We start from the raw sequence: 21,890 nt of genomic DNA on the forward strand, positions 1-21,890 counted from the left end.
CGAAGGGTCACCACGAGGGGTCGCCACCCGGGGACGCCGGTCGACGGGGATCGGTGCGGTCGGAGCGAGAGTATCGTGGAGCACTGGTCGAAGTGACCATCGAGCATGCTCGCGCGGCGGGACTCCTGAAGCCACGGGGAGGGCTGTCGGGCCGTCCGATCTTGTCGGTGGTCGCCGCTAGGGTATGCGCGGAGCGGTCCGGCCTCGGCTGGATTCGGCTCCGACCAGCTCACACACCAACATCCCGGCGTCAGCCGGATCAGCAACGAATGAGGACTGCAAGTGGTTGACCGTCTGATCGTCCGCGGCGCCCGGGAACACAACCTCCGCGGCATCGATGTGGATCTCCCGCGCGACAGTCTCATCGTGTTCACCGGTTTGTCCGGATCGGGTAAGTCGTCGCTCGCGTTCGACACGATCTTCGCCGAGGGGCAACGACGCTACGTCGAGTCCCTCTCGGCGTACGCCCGCCAGTTCCTCGGCCAGATGGACAAGCCGGACGTCGACTTCATCGAGGGGTTGTCGCCGGCCGTCTCCATCGACCAGAAGTCGACCAACCGCAACCCGCGGTCGACCGTGGGAACCATCACGGAGGTCTACGACTACCTCCGCCTCCTGTACGCACGGGCCGGGCGCGCGCACTGCCCGCAGTGCGGTGAGTTGATCGCCAAGCAGACCCCGCAGCAGATCGTCGACCAGGTCCTCGAGATGGAGTCGGGCATCAAGTTCCAGGTGCTCGCGCCGGTCGTGCGTACCCGTAAGGGCGAGTTCGTCGACCTGTTCGGCGAATTGCAGACACAGGGCTTCTCGCGTGCCCGCATCGACGGTGTGGTCCACCAACTGACCGATCCGCCGAAGCTGAAGAAGCAGGAGAAGCACGACATCGAGGTCGTCGTCGACCGGCTCGCGGTGAAGCCCAGCGCCAAGCAGCGACTCACCGACTCGATCGAGACCGCGCTACGCCTCGCCGACGGCATCGTGGTGCTCGACTTCGTGGACCTCGAGGAGACCGACCCGCATCGCGAACGCCGGTTCTCCGAGCGGATGGCGTGTCCGAACGGTCACCCGATCGCCATCGACGATCTCGAACCGCGGTCGTTCTCGTTCAACTCGCCCTACGGCGCCTGCCCCGAGTGCGACGGTCTCGGCGTGCGTAAGGAGGTCGACGAGGAGCTGGTGGTGCCCGATGCCGAGCTCTCGCTGTCCGAGGGGGCGATCGCACCCTGGTCCGGCGGGCACAACGCCGACTACTTCTTGCGGCTGATGAGCGGACTGGCCGACCAGATGGGGTTCGACGTCGACACCCCGTGGCGCAAACTGCCGGCAAAGGCGCGCAACGCGATCCTCAACGGCAGCGATCACCAGGTGCACGTCAAGTTCCGAAATCGGTACGGCCGCACCAGGTCCTACTACACCGAGTTCGAGGGTGTGCTCTCGTTCCTCGCCCGCCGGATGGATCAGACCGAGTCGGAGCAGATGAAGGAGCGCTACGAGGGCTACATGCGCGACGTGCCGTGCCCGGCATGTCAGGGTGCTCGGCTGCGTCCGGAGATTCTTTCCGTCACCCTCGATCACCCCACCTATGGACCGATGTCGATCGCACAGGTCTGTGCGCTGTCGGTGTCCGAGTGTGCCGACTACCTCAACGGTTTGCGCCTCGACAAGCGTCAGCAGGCCATCGCCGGTCGCGTCCTCAAGGAGGTGCAGGCGAGAATCACCTTCCTGCTCGACGTCGGCCTGGAGTACCTGTCGTTGTCGCGTGCCGCGGGTTCGTTGTCCGGTGGGGAGGCACAGCGGATCCGGTTGGCGACCCAGATCGGATCCGGTCTGGCCGGTGTGCTCTACGTGCTCGACGAGCCGTCCATCGGTCTGCATCAGCGCGACAACCGTCGTCTCATCGAAACCCTCACGCGGCTGCGGGATCTCGGTAACACGCTGATCGTCGTCGAGCACGACGAGGACACCATCCGGGCCGCGGATTGGATCGTCGACATCGGCCCGCGCGCCGGTGAACACGGCGGCGAGGTGGTGCACAGCGGTAGCTACAAGGATCTTTTGAAGAACCGTCGGTCGCTGACCGGTGCCTACCTGTCCGGTCGCGACGAGTTGCCGGTCCCCGCCATCCGACGGCCGATCTCGCGCAGGAAGCTGCTGACGGTCGTCGGTGCGCGGGAACACAACCTGCGCGGGATCGACGTGGCGTTCCCGCTCGGCGTGCTGACCGCGGTCACCGGCGTCTCGGGTTCGGGGAAGTCGACCCTCGTCAACGACATCCTCGCCACGGTGCTCGCCAACAAACTCAACGGCGCACGTCAGGTGCCGGGCCGGCACACCCGCGTCAAGGGCCTCGACCACCTCGACAAGTTGGTGCAGGTCGACCAGTCGCCGATCGGCCGGACGCCGCGGTCGAACCCGGCGACCTATACGGGTGTGTTCGACAAGATCCGCACCTTGTTCGCCGCGACCACGGAGGCGAAGGTGCGCGGCTATCAGCCGGGCCGGTTCTCGTTCAACGTCAAGGGCGGGCGCTGCGAGGCGTGCACCGGCGAGGGCACCATCAAGATCGAGATGAACTTCCTGCCCGACGTCTACGTGCCGTGCGAGGTGTGTCACGGGGCTCGCTACAACCGCGAGACGCTCGAGGTGCACTACAAGGGCAAGACCATCTCCGAGGTGCTCGACATGCCGATCGAGGAGGCCGCGGAGTTCTTCGAGCCGGTCACCTCGATCCACCGTTACCTCAAGACGTTGGTCGACGTGGGGCTCGGCTACGTGCGCCTCGGTCAGCCGGCACCCACGCTGTCCGGCGGCGAGGCGCAGCGCGTCAAGCTCGCCGCGGAACTGCAGAAGCGGTCCACGGGTCGCACGGTCTACATCCTGGACGAGCCGACGACCGGCCTGCACTTCGAGGACATCAAGAAGCTCCTCGGCGTGATCAGTGGTCTCGTGGACAAGGGCAACTCGGTGATCGTCATCGAACACAACCTCGACGTCATCAAGACCGCCGACTGGGTCATCGACATGGGACCCGAGGGCGGTACCGGTGGTGGCGAGGTGGTGGCCGAGGGGACACCCGAGGACATCGCCCTGGAACCGTTGAGCCACACCGGCAAGTTCCTCTCGGGCATCCTCGACCTCGATGAGGCGGTGGCGTCGGCGGGCTGAGTGCCCGCAGACCTGTCCGCCCGCAGACCTGTCGTCCTCAGACCTGTGCGAGTTCGGTACGCGCAGGCGCCGACGTCGGTTCGGCCTGCGTGCGAAGCGCCACGGCGACGCCGAAGGCCATGTACCACACGGCAACTCCGGCGACGCCCGGGAACAGCACGGTCATCTGGACGTCGCGGGTCACCAGTACCAGCGGCACCGCCAACCCGGCCGCGGTCCCGCCGACGACGGCCGGGATGGTTGCCGTCCACCAGAGCACCCGATGTCGGGTCGCGGTTACGGCGACTGCGATTGCGAGTACAGCGGTGCCGAAACCAAACAGCGGGCCGGAGAACGCCGCGATCAGTTCGTGCGTCCGCGTGATCGGTGCGGGCCCGCCGACCCGGAGTTGTTCGAGTTCGGTGACCGCCAGGATGTGCGGGATGTACTCGATCGCGGCGAGCGAGGCCCCGACCGCCGCCACCGTGACGAACGGCGCGAGCGCGTGGGGCCGGATCGAGCGTGCGAGCAGCGCCAGCGACGCCGCGATCAGCACCGTGCCGGTCATCGCGATCACGTGTGACAGCACCCAGGTCGGGCTCTCCATCATCGAGATCATGTGCGCTTCCAGGGAGTCCATCGATCCGTGCGGGTGCATGGGTCCACCGACACACACGAGTAGTCCACCCAGAACAAGGCCGTAACCGGCAGGATTGGCTTTTCGCACGAGAACTCCTAGATTGAATGAGTGCGACTCAATGAATATAGGTGAGGTCATCGGAATGGGGCAAGAGAAACGCGCATATCGGTCTCCGCGTCGGGAGGCGCAGGCCCGCGAGACGCGGGAGCGACTGATCGCCGCGGCACGGCGGCTGTTCGCCGACGGGGGATGGAACGGCACCACGCTGAAGGCGATCGCCCGCGAGGCGGAGGTCGCCGAGCCGACCGTCTACGCCGTGTTCGGCAACAAGGCGGGCCTGGCGATGGCGCTGACCGACACCGTCGACGACGAGGCGGACGTGGCCACCCTGGTGGCCGAACTCGACGCAGCGCCGGGGCCGGCGCACCAGCTCGAGGCGATGGCGCGGTTCGAGAAACGGATGTACGACGGCGCGGGCGACATCGTGCGGCTGTTACACGAGGGTGCCCGGACGAACCACGACCTCGACGTCGCGTACCGGGAAGGCCTGTCCCGCGGAGATGCGGGACGGCGGCGGGTGCTGTCGGGCTGGCCGACAGGCGCTCTCCGTGCGGGGCTCACGCTCGATCAGGCGCTGGACCTCTGCTCGCTCGCGCTGAGCTTCGAGGTCTGGGACCATCTCGCGCACCGAGGATGGTCGAGCGACCAGATCGCCGCGTGGGCCACCGCCATGCTTACCCGGGAGATCCTCCGGGATCAGGGCTGACGCGAGTTGCTCAGCGCCCCATGGACTTCCGGATCTCGTCCAGTTTCTTCTTCGCGGCCTCGTCGCGCTTGCGCATCATCTCGTCGACCTGTTGGCCCTCCGGGCCGCCCTCGGCGAGTTCCTTGGAGCCGATGGCGGTGGAGATCCGGTTCTCGATCTTGTCGCGGACGAAATCGAAGGTCGGCACGCCCGACGCGCTGTAGTTGGGGTCGGTCACCGGCGGGACGTAACCCGGGGTCGGCGACGCCGGGGGAGCCGGCGTGGTGGTCGGCACCGACGACACCGGGGCAGATTCGGGCACGACCTCGCCGTCGACGATGTCGGGGTTCGGCTCCTGGGGTGTCTGGCTGCTCACCCCTCCAGCGTACGTCGACCCGACGCGACGATCGGTCCCGTTGCGGCAACGGCCTGCGACTACGGCCTGCGACGCTCGCGCACCGGTCCGGTGAACTTCTCGCCAGGGCCCTCGCCCGGGGCGTCCGGGTGCGCGCTGGCCTCCCGGAACGCCAGCTGCAGGCCCTGCAACCCGTCGCGGATCGGCGCGGCGTGGATCCCGAGATACTCGGTCGAGGCCTGCACGAGCCCGGCCAGCGAGGTGATCAGTCGGCGTGCCTCGTCCAGATCGACCTTCTCCGGATCGGCGCCCTCGGCCAGACCGAGCTTCTCCGCCGCGGCGCTCATCAGCATCACGATCGCGCGCGTGACGACCTCGATCGCCGGAATATCGGCGAGATCGCGGACGTTGTCGAAGTCGGTCTGATCCGGACCGGGTTCTCCCGCGCCGCCATCTGTGCCGCCCGCTGCGGCATCCCCGCCGGGCATCGGTGCAGGTGACGAATAGGAGTTCTCGGTCATGGCTGCTAGACTTCCACGTACGACCGCCCCGGTTTGCGCCGGGGTCGCAAGTGGAGTTCCGCTCCCACCGTCACGACGCGTTTTCACCGCAGTTGGACGGTCCGGTTCACACCGATCGTCGCGAGGCCCTGAGCTGCGCGTTCGCATCGGTCCGACATGTGTCGGAGAACCGGTCGGTAACGGAGCCCTGTGGATGCATCAGCGTCCCGGGGCTCTTCTGCTGAGAGCGATCCCTTGTACCCAGTCATTCCTGGCGGTCACCAGAGAACACTGATCAAGGAGGCCCCATCAGCACTGAGACCCGCATCAACGAGCGCATCCGCGTCCCTGAGGTCCGACTCGTCGGACCGAACTCGGAGCAGGTGGGCATCGTGCGTGTTGAAGATGCGCTTCGCTTGGCCTATGAGGCCGATCTCGACCTGGTCGAGGTCGCGCCCGACGCGCGCCCGCCCGTGTGCAAGATCATGGACTACGGCAAGTTCAAGTACGAAGCGGCCCAGAAGCAGCGCGAGTCGCGACGCAACCAGCAGATGACCGTCATCAAGGAGCAGAAGCTCCGCCCGAAGATCGACGACCACGACTACGAGACCAAGAAGGGTCACGTCGTCCGGTTCCTCGAGGCAGGGTCCAAGGTGAAGGTCACCATCATGTTCCGCGGCCGCGAGCAGTCCCGACCCGAGTTGGGTTACCGACTGCTCCAGCGCCTGGGCAACGACGTCGCCGACTACGGCTTCATCGAGACCTCGGCCAAGCAGGACGGCCGCAACATGACCATGGTGCTGGCACCGCACAAGGGTGCAAAGACCCGGCAGAAGGCTCAGCAAACCCGCGAACGCGGGCCGAAGTCGGCTGCCACGCAGGACGAAGAGACCAGCCAGTAAACCCGTTCGGGGGCCACCACCTCCGGATCGGTCGCTGACCACCCAGCGCGCGAGAGATGACACCCGACACCCACGGGTGGGCTCCCGTTCGCTCGAATGAAGGAAGAACATGCCGAAGAGCAAGACCCACAAGGGCACCGCGAAGCGATTCAAGGTCACCGGCAGCGGCAAGATCGTGCGCCAGAAGGCCAACCGCCGCCACCTGTTGGAGCACAAGTCGTCGCGCCGCACCCGTCGTCTCGACGGCGTGGCCGTCGTGAGCGAGAACGACGCCCCGCGCATCAAGCGACTGCTCAACCGCTGACACCGACACCCTGACGACCAAAGAGGACTGAGACATGGCACGCGTGAAAAGGGCGGTCAACGCCCAGAAGAAGCGTCGGACAACCCTGGAGGCTTCCAAGGGCTACCGCGGACAGCGTTCGCGTCTGTACCGCAAGGCGAAGGAGCAGCAGCTCCACTCGCTGACCTACGCCTACCGGGACCGCCGCGCCCGCAAGGGTGAGTTCCGCAAACTGTGGATCTCGCGTATCAACGCCGCGGCCCGCGCCAACGACATCACCTACAACCGCTTCATCCAGGGCCTGAAGGCCGCTGGTGTCGAGGTGGACCGCAAGGTGCTCGCCGACATCGCCGTCACCGACCCCGAGGCCTTCACCGGCCTGGTCGAGGTGGCCCGCAAGGCGCTGCCGGCCGACGTCAACGCCCCGGCGGCCTGACGCATTCGTTGATCCAGGCGATCACGCGACCCGCGAGCGACGCGCCGACCGGATCCGTCCCATGACGGAGATCCTGTCCGAGCGCTCCTCGCGGGTCGTGTCATTTGCCAAACTCCATCGGGCGTCGGTGCGGCGCTCCGAGGGGCGATTCCTCGTAGAGGGGGCGAACTCGGTGACATCCGCGCTCGCCGTCGGGCGGGCGGAGGTCGTCCTGGTGCCCGAGGACGAATCGTCCCGGCACCAGCAGATCGTCGAGGCCGCCGAGTCGCAGGGCGTCCCGGTGTTCGCGCTGACCCCGCGTGCGGCCGCCAAGCTGGCCGAGACCGACACCCCGACAGGCGTGTTCGCGATCTGCCCGCTGATCGACGTCCCGCTGGCGGAGGTTCTCGCGGCGAGCCCGCAGCTGCTCGCGGTCGCCGTCGAGCCGCGCGAACCCGGGAACGTGGGCACCCTCATCCGATGCGCGGACGCGATGGGCGCGGACGGCCTCGTGCTGCTCGGTGACGCGGTGGACCCGCACAACGGCAAGTCCGTGCGTGCCTCGGCGGGCAGCGTCTTCCACCTGCCGATCGCCCGTGAGCGATCGATCTCCGCCGGTCTCGACGCGATCCGGCAGGCAGGCATCGCGACGCTGGCGACCGCCGCCGACGGCGAACTCTCCCTCGACGACGCCGACAAGATCCTCGCAGGTCGCTGCGCCTGGCTGTTCGGCAACGAGGCGCACGGCCTCGCCGACGACGTCCTGCACACGGCAGACCATCGGGTGTCCATCCCGATCCGTGGTCGCGCGGAGAGTCTGAATCTGGCCGCGGCGGCGGCAATCTGCCTGTACGCGAATGCGCGGGTACACGCGACCTCCGGCCGCTGAGCCGGCGGCGACGCTGATCATCCACGGCTCATCCACGGCCGACCCGCCGCACGTGCACCGGGCATCCCGAGCAGGGGTGACGAGCCGCCGGGGCGGGAAGTCCCCATACGGATCCGAGTAGAACTGCTCATCCCGCGGGCGCCGTCGCGCAGGATTCTCGATGCATGCGAACTCACCTCGACATGCGGGCACAGAACGCCGCCCGACGCAGCGCCCTCCCGACCCCGGCCGAACTCGATGCGATCAGCGGTGGCCGCGACCGGGTGGTCGACCTGATCCGCCTGTCCTCGCTGGTCGTCGTCATCGCGGGGCATTCGCTGATGCTCACCGTCGTGATCGATTCCGACGGCATCCGGCTCGGCAACCTCCTCGCCGACGTCCCGGTCATGCAGGCGGCCACGTGGCTCCTGCAGATCCTCCCGCTGTTCTTCCTCGCGGGCGCGGCGGCGGCGACCTACGGACTGCGATCCCGTCCAACGCCATCGACCGGTCACTGGCTGCTGGGTCGCGCCCGCCGGCTGCTTCGCCCGGTGTTCTGGTACCTGCTGTTCGTCACGATGCTGCTCGCCGCGCTGGGCATGCTCGGCATGCCGACCGTCGCCGATGCGATCGCGCGTCTCGGCGTCCAATTGCTGTGGTTCCTCGGTGCCTACCTGCTCGTGCTCGCCATCGTGCCGCTGCTGCAGCGCATCTCGACCACCGCGCACGTCGTCGTCGCCATCGGACTCGGCTGGGGTGCGACGGCGGCCGTCGATGTCGCCCGTCTGACCTTCGGATGGGAACAGGCCGGCTACCTGTCGTTCGTGACCGTGTGGTCGCTGCCCGCCGTGCTCGGTGTCGCCTATGCGAAGCGGCTGCTGACGACCGCGCAGGCGGCGTTGCTGGTGATCGTGTTCCTCGTCGTCGACGTGGCCCTCGTATTCTTCGGCCCGTACGAGGTGTCCTTGGTGACCGTCCCGGGACAGCGTCTGTCGAACATGAGTCCGCCGAGCCTGCTGCTCGCCGGGCATGCGATCGTGCTGTGCGCCTTGGCCATCGCGGCGGTTCGCCGGCTGCGGGCCGTCGTGGCCCGACCGCGGATCTGGTGGTGGGTGGCGGTGGGCAACCGAGGTGCGATGACGCTGTATCTCTGGCACCTCCCGGTACTGGCAGTGATCATCGCCGCGGGAGAGCTGCTCGGCCTCACCCGCGACGATCCGGGCTCGGCGATGTTTCCGCTGATCATCGGCCTGCAGACGGCGCTTCTCCTGGCGGCCATGGTCCCGGTGGTCGCGGTGCTGTCGGGCCTGGAGCACAGTCCGTTGCCGTGGTGGGACGATCCGGTCGCCCCGACCGCGGGTCGATCACGCGACGTCACCGTGCTGCTCGCTGTGCTGATCGTGGGGATTTCGACCCTGATGTTGGCGCGGACGGGTCTGGTGGACGCCGGTCCGGTCTGGCTCGTCGCCGCGGTCGGCGGGGCAGCGCTGGCCCGCGCCGTCAGCGCGCGGACGGGTCAACCTGCGCCGCGTCGTCACGATCCGGTCGTCTAGGGTTGTACGCGCACCTAGACGCCAGTTTTCATGACCGAGGAGATCGCTGCCCGTGGCCAGCCCCGCCGACGACGCCCAGCAGATGCGGTTCCCCGAACCGCAGGAACTCGATGCGGCGGCCGCGGCCGCCGTCGCGGCGTTCGAGGCGGCCGCCGACCTCGACGCACTCGCGCACGCCAAGACCGCCCACCTCGGTGACCGGTCGCCCATCGCGCTCGCGCGACGCGCACTCGGCGGAATCCCGAAGGATCAGCGCTCCGCGGCGGGCAAGCTGGTCAACGAGGTCCGCGGTCGGGTGAACGCGGCCTTCGATCTCCGGACCGCGACGCTGCAGGCCGAACGCGATGCGGCGGTGCTGTTCGCCGAGTCGGTCGACGTCACGCTGCCCAGCAGTCGTCGCCGTGTCGGCGCCCGCCACCCGATCACCGTCATCGCCGAACAGGTCGCCGACGTCTTCGTCGGCATGGGATGGGAGATCGCCGAAGGGCCCGAGGTCGAGACCGAGCACTACAACTTCGACGCGCTCAACTTCCTGCCCGACCATCCCGCACGCTCGATGCAGGACACCTTCTACATCGCTCCGGAAGGTTCGCGGCAGGTGTTGCGTACACACACCTCGCCGGTGCAGGTGCGCTCGATGCTCAACCGCGAACTGCCCATCTATGTCGCCTGTCCGGGCCGTACCTTCCGGACCGACGAACTCGACTCCACTCACACTCCGGTCTTCCACCAGATCGAGGGCCTGGCCGTCGACAAGGGGCTCACCCTCGCCAACCTGCGCGGCACGCTGGAGGTGTTCGCGCGGGCGTTGTTCGGGCCCGAGACCACCACCCGCATGCGGCCCAGCTACTTCCCGTTCACCGAGCCGTCGGCAGAGGTCGACGTGTGGTTCCCCGGCAAGAAGGGTGGTGCCGGATGGGTCGAGTGGGGTGGCTGCGGCATGGTCAATCCGAATGTGTTGCGCGCCAGCGGAATCGATCCCGATGTGTACACCGGCTTCGCCTTCGGGATGGGATTGGAACGAACCCTGCAGTTCCGCAACGACATCTCCGACATGCGTGACATGGTCGAGGGGGACATCCGGTTCACCGTCCCCTTCGGTCCGGCGGTGTGACCCGCCGCCGATCGAGCTCCCGTCGCTCCGCTCGCCCGATCCCGGCCCCCACCGGCAATTCCATACGAAAGCCCGATCGATGAAAGTAGTTGGTTGACGTGCGTGCCCCACAGTCCTGGTTCACCGAGGTGCTCCGTCAGGGAGACCCGCAGTGGTCGGCGACGGCCGCGGAGATCGACCACGGTTTCGTCCGTGTCGGGTTCGAGATCGAGGACGTCGAGCCGTTTCCGACGATCACCGGCCCCCTCGTGATCGGCCGGGTGGAGACCATCGAAGAGCTGACCGAGTTCAAGAAGCCGATCCGCTTCTGCACCGTCGAGGTGGGGGAGGCGGAGCCGCGGGGCATCGTCTGCGGGGCACGCAATTTTGCCGAGGGCGATCTCATCGTGGCGGCCCTGCCGGGCGTCGTAATGCCCGGACCGTTCGAGATCGCGTCGCGCAAGACCTACGGTCGCGTGTCCGACGGAATGATCTGTTCGGTGACCGAACTCGGCATCGGCAACGACCACAGCGGCATCCTGGTGCTCGCGCCGGGCACCGCCGCACCCGGCGCCGATGCCCGTGACGTGCTGGGCCTCGACGACACCGCCATCGACATCAACGTCACCCCCGACCGCGGGTACGCCTTCTCGGTTCGTGGTCTCGGCCGCGAACTCGCCGGCAGCTTCGGCGTTCCGTTCGTCGACCCCGGTCTCGGGGGTGCGGCCCAGTCGGATCCCGTGCATTCGGAGCCACCGGCCACCGGGACCGGCGACACCTGGCCGGTCGCGATAGACGAGGCGTCGTCGGCGACCCGGTACACCGCGCGCGTGATCACCGGTGTGGATGCCGATGCGATCTCACCGTGGTGGATGCAGAAGCGGCTCATGGTGGCGGGCATCCGGCCGATCTCCGCGATCGTCGACATCACCAACTACGTGATGATCGAACTGGGGCAGCCGCTGCACGCGTTCGACGCCGACAAGCTGTCCGGCACGATCACCGTCCGCCCGGCGCGACCCGGGGAGAAGCTGACCACCCTCGACGGCGTCGACCGTGTCCTGGATCCCGAAGACGTCGTGATCGCCGACGACAGCGGCCCGGTCGCGTTGGCCGGTGTGATGGGTGGTGCGTCCACCGAGGTCGGCGCAGACACCACCCGCGTGCTGCTCGAATCGGCGACCTTCGATCCGGTGCGGGTGTTCCGCACGGGCAAGCGCCACAAGCTCACCTCGGAGGCGAGCAAGCGGTTCGAGCGCACCGTCGATCCGGAGGTCACCGCGGTGGCCTCGGACCGTGCGGCCCGGCTACTCGTCGAGATCGCCGGCGGCGCCGTGGCCTCGCCGCTCGCCGAGGCGCGCGTCGCGACACCGGCCGCACCGGTCATCGCCATCGCTACCGACGAGCCCGACCGCACCGCGGGCATCGACTATCCGGCCGGGACCACCGAGACCCGGCTGCGCGAGGTCGGCTGCTCGGTCGACGGGCGGGGAGCGGCCGAGGCGACGGGGGAAGTGACCGTTGCCCTCGACGTCACGCCGCCGTCCTGGCGACCCGACCTGCGTCAGCGGGCCGATCTCGTGGAAGAGGTGTTGCGGCTCGAAGGACTCGAGGACATCCCGGCGGTGGTACCGCGTGCCCCCGCGGGCACCGGGCTCACCGCAGCCCAGCGACGCCGGCGCGGCATCGGCCGCACGCTGGCGCTCGACGGCTACGTCGAGGTGCTGCCGTATCCGTTCATGCCGGCCGGTGTCTTCGATGTCTGGGATCTGCCGGCCGACGACGCACGGCGACGCACGGTCACCGTGCTGAACCCGCTGGAGTCCGACCGTCCGGAGCTCAACACCACCCTGTTGCCGGGCTTGCTGGAGATGACGGCCCGCAACATCGCGCGCGGGCAGCGCGATCTGTCGCTCTACACGATCGGGCAGGTCGTCCTGGCCGGCGATCACGTGGCATCGGTGGGTGCCCTGGACGTGACCCGACGCCCGACCGCCGAGGACATCACCGCACTCGACGCGTCGTTGCCGCACCAACCGTTGCATGTGGCGGTGGTGCTCACCGGTCTGCGGGACCCCGCGGGCCCGTGGGGTCCGGGCCGGGTCGCCGATCACGTCGACGCCTTCGAGGCCGCCCGGTCGATCGGACGCGCATCCGGCGTCGACATCGAGCTGACCGCGGGTGAACAGCGTCCATGGCATCCGGGGCGCTGTGCCCGACTGAGCGTCGACGGCACCACCGTCGGATACGCGGGCGAACTGCATCCCGGGGTCCTCGAACGGGCCGGGTTGCCGAAGCGGTTGTGCGCCGTCGAGATCGACGTCGACGCCCTGCCGTTGGTCGACCGCCTGCCGGCGCCGCACGTGTCCCCCTTCCCGGCGGTGCTGCAGGACGTCGCTGTCGTCGTCCCCGACGCGGTGTCGGCGGCCGACGTCGAAGCGGCGCTGTGGGCGGGCGCCGGCGACCTGATCGAGGCCATCGACCTGTTCGACGTGTTCACCGGCGACCAGGTCGGCGCGGGCAGCAAATCACTGACCTTCGCGCTTCGTTTCCGCGCCGCCGACCGGACGCTGACCGAGGAGGAGGCCAACGAGGCCAAGCTCGCCGCGGTCGCCGTGGCGGGCGAACGGGTCGGAGCCCGGCTGCGCTGACCGCCCTCCACCCACCTCTGAATTGATTTGCATCGTCATGCATAATGATCGTATGACGACCAAGGTGGCGGTGGCCGGCGCGAGCGGCTATGCGGGCGGGGAGATCCTTCGACTTCTCTTGGGACATCCGCGACTGCGATCCGGGGAGCTGGAGATCGGCGCGCTGACCGCGGGTGGGAACGCCGGCGCGACCCTCACCTCGCAGCATCCGCACCTGCTGCCGCTGGCCGATCGCGTGCTCGAGGAGACCACGCCCGAGATCCTGGCCGGACATGACGTCGTGTTCCTGGGGTTGCCGCACGGGACGTCGGGGGAGATCGCCGACGCATTGCCGCCGGCGACGCTGATCATCGACTGCGGGGCCGATCACCGACTGCAGAACGCCCAGGACTGGACCGACTACTACGGCGGCGAGCACGCCGGGACATGGCCCTACGGCCTGCCGGAGCTACCGGGCAACCGGGTGGCCCTGCGCGACGCCAGTCGGATCGCCGTCCCGGGCTGCTACCCGACGGTCTCGATCCTCGCCCTGCGGCCGGCGCTGGCCGCCGGGTTGATCGAGCCGCAGGTCACCGTGGTCGCCGTCAGCGGCGCATCCGGGGCCGGCCGGTCACCCAAGGTCGATCTGTTGGCGTCCGAGGTGATCGGATCGGCCCGGGCCTACGCCGTCGGCGGAGTCCATCGGCACACCCCCGAGATCGCGCAGGCGCTGTCCGCGGCAGCCGAGATCCCGGTCTCGGTCTCCTTCACGCCGGTGCTCGCGCCCATGGCGCGTGGCATCCTGGCCACCTGCACGGCACGGACGGCCGCGTCGGCGGCCGAGGTCCGCGCCGCCTACGAGAAGGCTTACGGCGACGAGCCATTCGTGCATGTTCTGCCCGAGGGCATGCTCCCGACGACCGGTTCGGTGATCGGCGGGAACGCCGTGCAGCTCGCCGTCACCGTCGACGAGCGTGCCGGGACACTGGTCGTCGTCGGCGCGATCGACAACCTGACCAAGGGCACCGGCGGGGCTGCGGTGCAATCGATGAATCTCGCGCTCGGCTGGGACGAGACCGAGGGCCTGAGCACCGTGGGGGTGGCGCCGTGATGGCATCGCAACAGTCGACAGGGGCGAGCGGAGTGAACGGAGATGCAACCGACTCCGACGACCGGATCACTCCGGGCGCGCCGCTCGACGCGCCCCGGCTCGTCCGCGAGCAGGGCGTGACCGCACCACTGGGCTTCCGGGCGGCCGGGATCGCCGCCGGTATCAAGGCATCCGGCGCCGCGGACCTCGCGTTGGTCTTCAACGAGGGCCCCGACTACTCGGCCGCCGGTGTCTTCACCCGCAACCAGGTGAAGGCCGCGCCCGTGCTGTGGAGTCAGCAGGTCCTGACCACCGGTCGGCTGCGGGCCGTGATCCTCAATTCCGGTGGCGCCAACGCCTGTACCGGTCCGGGCGGTTTCCAGGACACCCATGCCACGGCAGAGGCCGTCGCGGAGGCGTTGAGCAACTGGGGCACCGAGACCGGCGCTGTCGAGGTGGCGGTGTGCTCGACCGGACTGATCGGTGATCGTCTGCCGATGGACAAGGTGCTCGCCGGCGTCACCGAGATCGTGCACGAGATGGGTGGCGGGCTCTCCGGTGGAACGGATGCGGCGCACGCCATCATGACGACCGACACCGTGCCCAAACAGGTTGCGCTGCACCATCCGCAGGGGTGGAACGTCGGTGGCATGGCCAAGGGTGCGGGCATGCTCGCTCCGTCGCTGGCCACCATGCTCTGCGTGCTCACCACCGACGCGAACGCGACGGCGGAGCAGCTCGATGCCGCGCTGCGCAAGGCGACCGCCCGCACTCTCGACCGGCTCGACGTCGACGGCTCGACGTCCACCAACGACACCGTTCTGCTGCTCAGTTCCGGCGCCAGCCAGATCCCGGTCGTCCAAGAAGATCTCGACGCCGCCGTGTACGCCGTCTGCGACGACCTCGCCGCCCAGATGATGGCCGACGCCGAAGGCGTGACCAAGCGCGTCGTGATCACCGTCGCCGGTGCCGTGTCGGAGGATGACGCGGTGGTGGTCGCGCGGACCGTCGCGCGCGACTCGCTCGTCAAGACCGCACTCTTCGGCTCGGACCCCAACTGGGGCCGCGTCCTCGCAGCCGTGGGGATCTCGCCGGTCACCATCGACCCCGATCGGATCACCGTGTCCTTCAACGGGAGCCCTGTGTGTGTGAACGGCTGCGGCGCGCCCGGAGCACGGGACGTCGATCTGTCCGGCGCCGACATCGCGGTCCGGATCGAACTCGGGCTCGGCGACGCGTCGGCCAGTATCCGTACCACGGATCTGTCGCACGCCTACGTCGAAGAGAACTCGGCGTACTCATCGTGATCTCGACAAGCTCGATCAGCGGGGGAGGCGACTCGAGCGCCCTCAGCGCGCTGGACAAGGCCATGGTGCTCGCCGAATCACTTCCGGCGTTGCAGTCGTTGCACGGCGCCACGGTGGTGATCAAGTACGGCGGCAACGCCATGATCGACGACGATCTCAAGCGGGCCTTCGCGCTGGACATGGTGTTCCTGCGCGCCTGCGGAATTCATCCGGTGGTGGTGCACGGCGGCGGCCCACAGATCTCGGCGATGCTGGCCAAGCTCGGACTCGAGGGCGAGTTCCGCGGCGGGTTCCGCGTCACCACACCAGAAGTGATGGACGTCGCCCGCATGGTCCTGTTCGGTCAGGTCGGCCGGGAGTTGGTCGGCCTGATCAACGCGCACGGACCGTATGCGGTCGGCATCACCGGTGAGGATGCCCATCTGTTCACCGCCAGCCGGCGCACCGTGCTCGTCGACGGTGTCGCCACCGACATCGGCCTGGTCGGCGACGTCACCTCGGTGAACACCTCGGCCGTCCTCGACCTGGTGGCGGCCGGGCGGATCCCGGTGGTCTCGACGATCGCCCCCGATCGGGATGGCGTGGTGCACAACATCAACGCCGACACCGCGGCCGGCGCACTCGCGGAGGCGCTGGGCGCATCACGCCTGGTGATGCTCACCGATGTCGAAGGCCTGTACACCGATTGGCCGGACCGTACGTCGCTGGTGTCCCGGATCGGAACCGGTGACGTCGCCCGACTTCTCGGGTCGCTGGACGCCGGCATGGTGCCGAAGATGGAGGCGTGCCTGCGCGCCGTGGACGGCGGGGTGCGACAGGCCCATGTGATCGACGGACGGGTACCGCATTCGGTGCTCGCCCAACTGCTGACCGAGAGTTCGACCGGTACGACCGTCGTCGCCGACTCAGACAACCCAGGGGGCCAATCATGACCGAGCCGTTGCAGCAGCGGTGGTCGGCCGCGTTGATGAACAACTACGGAACCCCGGCGATCGCATTGACCAACGGATCCGGCGCCGTCGTCCGCGACGCGGACGGCAAGGAGTACCTCGACCTTTTGGGTGGAATCGCGGTCAACGCGTTGGGTCACGCGCACCCGGCGATCGTCGACGCGGTGACGACCCAGCTGCAGACGTTGGGTCACATCTCCAACCTGTACATCAGCGCGCCCGTCGTCGAACTGGCCGAGCGCCTGCTGGGCAAGTTCGGCCACTCCGGTCGGGTCTTCTTCTGCAACTCGGGAACCGAGGCCAACGAGGCCGCGTTCAAGATCGCGCGCCGCACCGGCAGGCCGGAGATCGTGGCCGCCGACAAGGCATTCCACGGGCGCACCATGGGTGCGCTGGCGATGACCGGCCAGCCGGCCAAACGCGAACCCTTCGAACCTATGCCGCCAGGTGTCCGGTTCGTGCCCTACGGTGACGTCGAGGCGCTCGACGCCGCCGTGACCGAGAACACGGCAGCGGTGATCCTGGAGCCGATCCTCGGGGAGAGCGGTGTCGTCGAGCCACCCAACGGCTATCTGGCCACAGCGCGTCGGATCACCTCCGAGCGTGGTGCACTGCTGATCCTCGACGAGGTCCAGACCGGGATCGCCCGTACCGGCGTGTTCTTCGCGCATCAGACGGCCGGGATCGTGCCCGACGTGATGACCTTGGCCAAGGGACTCGGCGGCGGGATGCCCATCGGTGCGTGCATCGCCACCGGTGCGGCCGCCGACCTGTTCGAGCCCGGGCAACACGGCACCACCTTCGGCGGCAACCCCGCATGCGCCGCGGCGGCGCTCGCGGTCCTGAAGGTGATCGACGACGAGGGTCTCGTCGACCACGTTGCGTCCGTGGGCAAGTCGATAGCGGCGGGGATCGAGGACCTCGGTCATCCGCAGATCTCGCACGTGCGGGGTGCCGGTCTGCTGCTCGGCGTCGTGCTGAACGACGCGATCGCCGGCAAGGTGGAACTCGCCGCGCGCGATGCCGGATTCCTGATCAACGCGCCTGCCCCGGACGTCCTACGACTCGCACCGCCGCTGATCCTGACGGAGGAACAGGGCGCGGGATTCGTGGCAGCGTTGCCCGGCATCCTGGACGTCGCGACGGCCCGGGCCGAGCAGGAGAAGACAGCATGACACGACATTTCCTTCGCGACGACGACGTGACACCCGAGGAGCAGGCCGAGATCCTGGCGTTGGCCGCCGAGGTCAAGTCGGCGCCGTTTGCGCACCGGCCACTCGACGGTCCGCGCGGTGTCGGCGTCATCTTCGACAAGAACTCCACGCGTACGCGCTTCTCGTTCGAGATGGGCATCGCGCAACTGGGCGGCCACGCGGTTGTCGTGGACGGCACCACGACCCAGCTCGGCCGTGACGAGACCATCGAGGACACCGGTCGGGTGCTGTCGCGGTTCGTCGACGCCGTGGTGTGGCGGACCTTCGGTCAGGACCGACTCGACGCGATGGCGTCGTCGGCGACGATACCGATCGTCAACGCGTTGTCGGATTCCTTCCACCCGTGCCAGGTGCTCGCCGACCTGCAGACCATCATCGAGCGCAAAGGCCGGACCGCGGGTCTGTCGATGACCTACCTCGGTGACGGCGCCAACAACATGGCGCATTCGCTGGCGCTGGGTGGGGTCACCGCGGGCATGCACGTGACCATCAGTGCACCAAGCGGTTTCGAGCCGGCCGCCGAGGTCGTCGAGGCGACCGAGGCGCGCGCGGCGCTCACCGGTGGCTCGCTGCGGGTCGTCACCGACCCCGTGGCCGCAGTCACCGGAGCCGATGTCCTGGTGACCGACACGTGGACCTCGATGGGGCAGGAGGGTGACGGCAAGGACCGCCATGCTCCGTTCCTGCCGTATCAGATCAACGACGCCCTTCTCGCGCACGCGGATCCGGCGGCGATCGTCCTGCATTGCCTGCCCGCGCACCGCGGCGAGGAGATCACCGACTCGGTCCTCGACGGTCCGGCCAGCGTGGTCCTCGACGAGGCGGAGAACCGCCTGCACGCGCAGAAGGCCCTGCTGATCTGGCTGTTGGGGCAGCGATGACCGCCACCGGCAGATCGACGTCGGGCGGTGCCGGACACCCCGAACCCCGGCTGGTGGCCGGTGAGACCCGGCTGGCGGCGACGAAGGCGGGCCGGCATGCGCGGGTCGTCGAGATCCTGTCCACCCACCAGGTGCGTAGTCAGTCCGAGCTCCAGCATCTCCTCGCCGGCGAGGGCATCGAGGCCACCCAGGCCACGCTCTCGCGCGACCTCGACGAACTCGGTGCGGTGAAACTGCGGGCCGCCGACGGCGGTGCCGGGGTCTACGTGGTTCCCGAGGACGGGTCACCGGTCCGCGGTGTGTTCGGCGGGACCGACCGGCTCACGCGGCTGCTCTCAGAGCTGTTGGTCTCGACCGACAGCAGCGGAAACCTGGCGGTGCTGCGTACCCCACCGGGCGCAGCACATTACCTGGCCAGCGCGATCGATCGCGCCAGCCTGCCCGACGTCGTCGGCACCATCGCCGGTGACGACACCATCTTCGTCGTCGCTCGCGAACCCGTCGACGGAGCAGAACTCGCACGACGAATCGAGGGCCTCGTGTAACCCACGCGGCCCCACAGCCCAGCCCTTCGACGACAATCAATCACGGGCACTGCGCGGCACCAGACGCCGCGGGTGCGCAGCAACACACAGGAGACAGACATGGCGGAACGCGTCGTACTCGCGTACTCGGGCGGACTCGACACCTCGGTCGCGATCAGTTGGATCGGCCGGGAGACCGGCAAGGAGGTCGTCGCTGTCGCCCTCGACCTCGGGCAGGGCGGCGAGGACATGGACGTGATCCGTCAACGCGCCCTCGACTGCGGTGCGGTCGAGGCCGTCGTGGTGGACGCCCGCGACGAGTTCGCCGACGAGTACTGCCTGGGCGCGATCATCGCCAACGCCCTCTACATGGACCGCTACCCGCTGGTGTCGGCGATCTCGCGGCCGCTGATCGCCAAGCACCTGGTCACCGCCGCCCGCGATCACGGCGGCACCGTGGTCGCCCACGGCTGCACCGGCAAGGGAAACGACCAGGTGCGCTTCGAGGTCGGATTCGCCTCGCTCGCGCCCGATCTCGACGTCCTCGCGCCCGTGCGTGACTACGCGTGGACCCGGGAGAAGGCGATCAGCTTCGCCGAGCAGAACCAGATCCCGATCAATGTGACCAAGAAGTCGCCGTTCTCGATCGACCAGAACGTGTGGGGCCGTGCCGTGGAAACCGGATTCCTCGAGGATCTCTGGAATGCGCCGACCAAGGACGTCTACGACTACACCGACGATCCGACCGTGAACTGGAACTCGCCCGACGAGGTGATCATCAGCTTCGACAAGGGGCGCCCGATCGCCATCGACGGCCGCCCGGTCAGCGTCCTGGGCGCGATCCAGGAGCTGAATCGTCGTGCCGGCGCACAGGGTGTCGGTCGCCTCGATGTCGTCGAGGACCGGCTCGTGGGCATCAAGAGCCGCGAGGTCTACGAGGCGCCGGGCGCGATGGTGCTCATCCGGGCCCACGAAGAGCTCGAGCATGTCACGCTGGAACGCGAACTGGGCCGCTACAAGCGGCACACCGACCAGAAGTGGGCCGAGCTGGTGTACGACGGACTGTGGTTCTCACCGCTGAAGCGGTCGCTGGACGCCTTCGTCGCCTCGACCCAGGAGCATGTCAGCGGTGACATCCGACTCGTCCTGCACGGCGGTCACATCGCCGTCACCGGCCGACGCAGCGGCGAGTCGCTCTACGACTTCAACCTCGCCACCTACGACGAGGGCGACAGCTTCGATCAGTCTGCGGCCCGCGGGTTCGTCGAACTGCACGGTCTCTCGTCGAAGATCGCGGCGAAGCGTGATCTCGCCGGGGGAGACCTCGGTCTGTGAGCAGTACCAACGAGGGTTCGCTGTGGGGTGGCCGGTTCGCCGACGGCCCGGCCGCCGCGATGGCCGCGCTGAGCAAGTCGACTCATTTCGACTGGGTGCTGGCACCGTTCGACGTCCGTGCGTCGATGGCGCATGCCCGGGTGCTCAACAGCGCCGGACTGCTGACCGACGATGACCTCGAGGCGATGCTGGTCGGGCTCGAACAACTCGCCGCCGACGTCGCCGACGGTTCGTTCGGTCCCGCGGAATCGGACGAGGACGTGCACGGTGCGCTGGAGCGCGGTCTGATCGAACGTGTCGGACCCGAGCTCGGTGGTCGGCTCCGTGCCGGACGGTCGCGCAACGATCAGGTGGCGACCCTGTTCCGGATGTGGCTGCGGGACGCGATGCGTCGCGTCGCCCTCGGCGTACTCGACATCGTCGACGCCTTGATCGGCCAGGCCACGGCACATCCCGATGCCGTGATGCCCGGCAAGACCCACCTGCAGGCGGCGCAGCCGGTGTTGTTGGCGCATCACCTGCTCGCACACGCGCACCCGCTGATCCGGGACGTGGACCGCCTTGCCGACGCCGACCGCCGAACCGCCGTGTCGCCCTACGGGTCCGGTGCGCTGGCCGGTTCGTCGCTGGGCCTGGACCCGGCGGCCATCGCGGCCGATCTGGGCTTCGACAGGCCGTCGGAGAACTCCATCGACGCGACGGCGGCGCGCGACTTCGCCGCCGAGGGTGCCTTCGTCCTGGCGATGATCGGAGTCGACCTGTCCAGGCTCTCCGAAGAGGTGATCCTTTGGAGCACACCCGAATTCGGCTACGTGACGCTCGCCGATGCGTGGTCGACGGGTAGTTCGATCATGCCGCAGAAGAAGAATCCGGATGTCGCGGAGCTCGCGCGCGGCAAATCGGGCCGGCTCATCGGAAACCTGACGGGCTTGCTAGCGACGCTCAAGGCCCAGCCGCTGGCGTACAACCGCGACCTGCAGGAGGACAAGGAACCGGTCTTCGACTCGGTCGCACAGCTCGAACTCCTGCTGCCCGCGGTGGCCGGTCTCGTCGGCACTCTCGAGTTCCACGAGGACCGAATGGCCGAGCTGGCCCCCGCCGGCTTCACCCTCGCCACCGACATCGCGGAATGGCTGGTCCGACAAGGGGTTCCGTTCCGGGTGGCACACGAGGTCGCCGGGGCCAGTGTTCGGGCCGCGGAGGAGCGTGGGATCGGGCTCGCCGATCTCGACGACGACACGCTGGCGTCGATCAGTCCGGATCTGAATCCGGCGGTTCGCGACGTCCTGACCGTGCGTGGATCGATCGAGTCGCGCAACGCTCACGGCGGGACCGCGTCGGTGCAGGTCGAACGTCAACTCGGTGAGTTGCGGTCGCAGGTGGCACAACGGCGCGCCACATGGTCGGGCGTCGAGGCATGACCGACACCTGAGTACGCTGAGGGCGCCGCCTACGGGGAGG

At 68.4% G+C, this 21,890-nt stretch carries 20 protein-coding genes; 17 read left to right on the top strand and 3 right to left on the bottom strand.

What is annotated here, in order from left to right:
- The first annotated feature begins 282 nt into the window (after positions 1 to 282).
- Positions 283 to 3,165 carry an excinuclease ABC subunit UvrA gene (gene uvrA, locus D7316_RS02070; protein WP_124706828.1) on the top strand — a complete coding sequence of 961 codons (2,883 nt, stop codon included), beginning with the start codon at positions 283 to 285 and terminating at the stop codon, positions 3,163 to 3,165.
- Between the two features lie 37 nt (positions 3,166 to 3,202).
- Here uvrA and D7316_RS02075 read toward each other — a convergent pair whose 3' ends face one another.
- Positions 3,203 to 3,784 carry a hypothetical protein gene (locus D7316_RS02075; RefSeq protein WP_124706829.1) on the bottom strand — a complete coding sequence of 194 codons (582 nt, stop codon included), beginning with the start codon at positions 3,782 to 3,784 and terminating at the stop codon, positions 3,203 to 3,205.
- Between the two features lie 142 nt (positions 3,785 to 3,926).
- Here D7316_RS02075 and D7316_RS02080 point away from each other — a divergent pair, with 142 nt between their 5' ends.
- On the top strand, positions 3,927 to 4,550 hold the full coding sequence (locus D7316_RS02080; protein WP_164473713.1) for a TetR/AcrR family transcriptional regulator: 624 nt from the start codon (positions 3,927 to 3,929) through the stop codon (positions 4,548 to 4,550).
- A gap of 10 nt (positions 4,551 to 4,560) precedes the next feature.
- Here the strand turns inward: D7316_RS02080 and D7316_RS02085 are convergent, their stop codons facing one another.
- Complete coding sequence (locus tag D7316_RS02085) at positions 4,561 to 4,905, bottom strand: PspA domain-containing protein (RefSeq protein WP_124706831.1); 345 nt, start codon at positions 4,903 to 4,905, stop codon at positions 4,561 to 4,563.
- 59 nt (positions 4,906 to 4,964) lie between these two features.
- Positions 4,965 to 5,405 carry a DUF1844 domain-containing protein gene (locus D7316_RS02090; protein WP_124706832.1) on the bottom strand — a complete coding sequence of 147 codons (441 nt, stop codon included), beginning with the start codon at positions 5,403 to 5,405 and terminating at the stop codon, positions 4,965 to 4,967.
- A 287-nt stretch (positions 5,406 to 5,692) separates the two neighbouring features.
- Here D7316_RS02090 and infC point away from each other — a divergent pair, with 287 nt between their 5' ends.
- From infC to argH, 15 genes are all read left to right on the top strand, one after another.
- On the top strand, positions 5,693 to 6,286 hold the full coding sequence (gene infC, locus D7316_RS02095; RefSeq protein ID WP_124706833.1) for a translation initiation factor IF-3: 594 nt from the start codon (positions 5,693 to 5,695) through the stop codon (positions 6,284 to 6,286).
- 109 nt (positions 6,287 to 6,395) lie between these two features.
- On the top strand, positions 6,396 to 6,590 hold the full coding sequence (gene rpmI / locus D7316_RS02100; protein ID WP_005178720.1) for a 50S ribosomal protein L35: 195 nt from the start codon (positions 6,396 to 6,398) through the stop codon (positions 6,588 to 6,590).
- Between the two features lie 34 nt (positions 6,591 to 6,624).
- On the top strand, positions 6,625 to 7,005 hold the full coding sequence (gene rplT / locus D7316_RS02105) for a 50S ribosomal protein L20 (RefSeq protein ID WP_124706834.1): 381 nt from the start codon (positions 6,625 to 6,627) through the stop codon (positions 7,003 to 7,005).
- Between the two features lie 61 nt (positions 7,006 to 7,066).
- Positions 7,067 to 7,873 carry a TrmH family RNA methyltransferase gene (locus D7316_RS02110; RefSeq protein WP_124706835.1) on the top strand — a complete coding sequence of 269 codons (807 nt, stop codon included), beginning with the start codon at positions 7,067 to 7,069 and terminating at the stop codon, positions 7,871 to 7,873.
- Between the two features lie 164 nt (positions 7,874 to 8,037).
- Positions 8,038 to 9,405, top strand: a complete 1,368-nt coding sequence (locus D7316_RS02115; RefSeq protein ID WP_232016727.1) for an acyltransferase — start codon at positions 8,038 to 8,040, stop codon at positions 9,403 to 9,405.
- 82 nt (positions 9,406 to 9,487) lie between these two features.
- Positions 9,488 to 10,519, top strand: a complete 1,032-nt coding sequence (gene pheS / locus D7316_RS02120; RefSeq protein WP_124711046.1) for a phenylalanine--tRNA ligase subunit alpha — start codon at positions 9,488 to 9,490, stop codon at positions 10,517 to 10,519.
- 98 nt (positions 10,520 to 10,617) lie between these two features.
- Entirely contained in the window at positions 10,618 to 13,149 is a 2,532-nt protein-coding gene (pheT, locus tag D7316_RS02125; protein ID WP_124706836.1) for a phenylalanine--tRNA ligase subunit beta, read from the top strand.
- A gap of 52 nt (positions 13,150 to 13,201) precedes the next feature.
- Positions 13,202 to 14,239, top strand: coding sequence for an N-acetyl-gamma-glutamyl-phosphate reductase (gene argC / locus D7316_RS02130; protein WP_124706837.1), 1,038 nt, complete (start codon positions 13,202 to 13,204; stop codon positions 14,237 to 14,239).
- A 32-nt stretch (positions 14,240 to 14,271) separates the two neighbouring features.
- Complete coding sequence (gene argJ, locus D7316_RS02135) at positions 14,272 to 15,525, top strand: bifunctional glutamate N-acetyltransferase/amino-acid acetyltransferase ArgJ (RefSeq protein ID WP_408609960.1); 1,254 nt, start codon at positions 14,272 to 14,274, stop codon at positions 15,523 to 15,525.
- A gap of 62 nt (positions 15,526 to 15,587) precedes the next feature.
- On the top strand, positions 15,588 to 16,457 hold the full coding sequence (argB, locus tag D7316_RS02140) for an acetylglutamate kinase (protein ID WP_232017115.1): 870 nt from the start codon (positions 15,588 to 15,590) through the stop codon (positions 16,455 to 16,457).
- Entirely contained in the window at positions 16,454 to 17,650 is a 1,197-nt protein-coding gene (locus D7316_RS02145; RefSeq protein ID WP_124706840.1) for an acetylornithine transaminase, read from the top strand. The genes argB and D7316_RS02145 overlap by 4 nt, the downstream gene beginning before the upstream one ends.
- On the top strand, positions 17,647 to 18,570 hold the full coding sequence (gene argF / locus D7316_RS02150) for an ornithine carbamoyltransferase (protein ID WP_124706841.1): 924 nt from the start codon (positions 17,647 to 17,649) through the stop codon (positions 18,568 to 18,570). Before D7316_RS02145 ends, argF begins: the two co-directional genes overlap by 4 nt.
- The gene (locus D7316_RS02155; protein WP_232016728.1) at positions 18,567 to 19,115 is read left to right on the top strand and encodes an arginine repressor; all 549 of its coding nucleotides are present in this window, start codon (positions 18,567 to 18,569) and stop codon (positions 19,113 to 19,115) included. Before argF ends, D7316_RS02155 begins: the two co-directional genes overlap by 4 nt.
- 99 nt (positions 19,116 to 19,214) lie before the next feature.
- A complete protein-coding gene (locus D7316_RS02160) occupies positions 19,215 to 20,429 on the top strand; it encodes an argininosuccinate synthase (RefSeq protein ID WP_124706842.1) in 1,215 nt (404 codons plus the stop codon).
- Complete coding sequence (gene argH / locus D7316_RS02165; protein ID WP_124706843.1) at positions 20,426 to 21,850, top strand: argininosuccinate lyase; 1,425 nt, start codon at positions 20,426 to 20,428, stop codon at positions 21,848 to 21,850. Before D7316_RS02160 ends, argH begins: the two co-directional genes overlap by 4 nt.
- Positions 21,851 to 21,890 lie beyond the last annotated feature (40 nt).

It is taken from the genome of Gordonia insulae (assembly GCF_003855095.1).
In the GTDB taxonomy this organism is placed as follows: Bacteria; Actinomycetota; Actinomycetes; order Mycobacteriales; family Mycobacteriaceae; genus Gordonia; species Gordonia insulae.

Coding starts and splice junctions, on each gene's coding strand:
- D7316_RS02075 (WP_124706829.1), bottom strand. CDS start 3,784: ATGGACTCCCTGGAAGCGCACATGATCTCGATGATGGAGAGCCCGACC.
- D7316_RS02080 (WP_164473713.1), top strand. CDS start 3,927: ATGGGGCAAGAGAAACGCGCATATCGGTCTCCGCGTCGGGAGGCGCAG.
- D7316_RS02090 (WP_124706832.1), bottom strand. CDS start 5,405: ATGACCGAGAACTCCTATTCGTCACCTGCACCGATGCCCGGCGGGGAT.
- rpmI (WP_005178720.1), top strand. CDS start 6,396: ATGCCGAAGAGCAAGACCCACAAGGGCACCGCGAAGCGATTCAAGGTC.
- rplT (WP_124706834.1), top strand. CDS start 6,625: ATGGCACGCGTGAAAAGGGCGGTCAACGCCCAGAAGAAGCGTCGGACA.
- D7316_RS02110 (WP_124706835.1), top strand. CDS start 7,067: ATGACGGAGATCCTGTCCGAGCGCTCCTCGCGGGTCGTGTCATTTGCC.
- D7316_RS02115 (WP_232016727.1), top strand. CDS start 8,038: ATGCGAACTCACCTCGACATGCGGGCACAGAACGCCGCCCGACGCAGC.
- pheS (WP_124711046.1), top strand. CDS start 9,488: ATGCGGTTCCCCGAACCGCAGGAACTCGATGCGGCGGCCGCGGCCGCC.
- argC (WP_124706837.1), top strand. CDS start 13,202: ATGACGACCAAGGTGGCGGTGGCCGGCGCGAGCGGCTATGCGGGCGGG.
- argB (WP_232017115.1), top strand. CDS start 15,588: ATGGTGCTCGCCGAATCACTTCCGGCGTTGCAGTCGTTGCACGGCGCC.
- D7316_RS02145 (WP_124706840.1), top strand. CDS start 16,454: ATGACCGAGCCGTTGCAGCAGCGGTGGTCGGCCGCGTTGATGAACAAC.
- argF (WP_124706841.1), top strand. CDS start 17,647: ATGACACGACATTTCCTTCGCGACGACGACGTGACACCCGAGGAGCAG.
- D7316_RS02155 (WP_232016728.1), top strand. CDS start 18,567: ATGACCGCCACCGGCAGATCGACGTCGGGCGGTGCCGGACACCCCGAA.
- D7316_RS02160 (WP_124706842.1), top strand. CDS start 19,215: ATGGCGGAACGCGTCGTACTCGCGTACTCGGGCGGACTCGACACCTCG.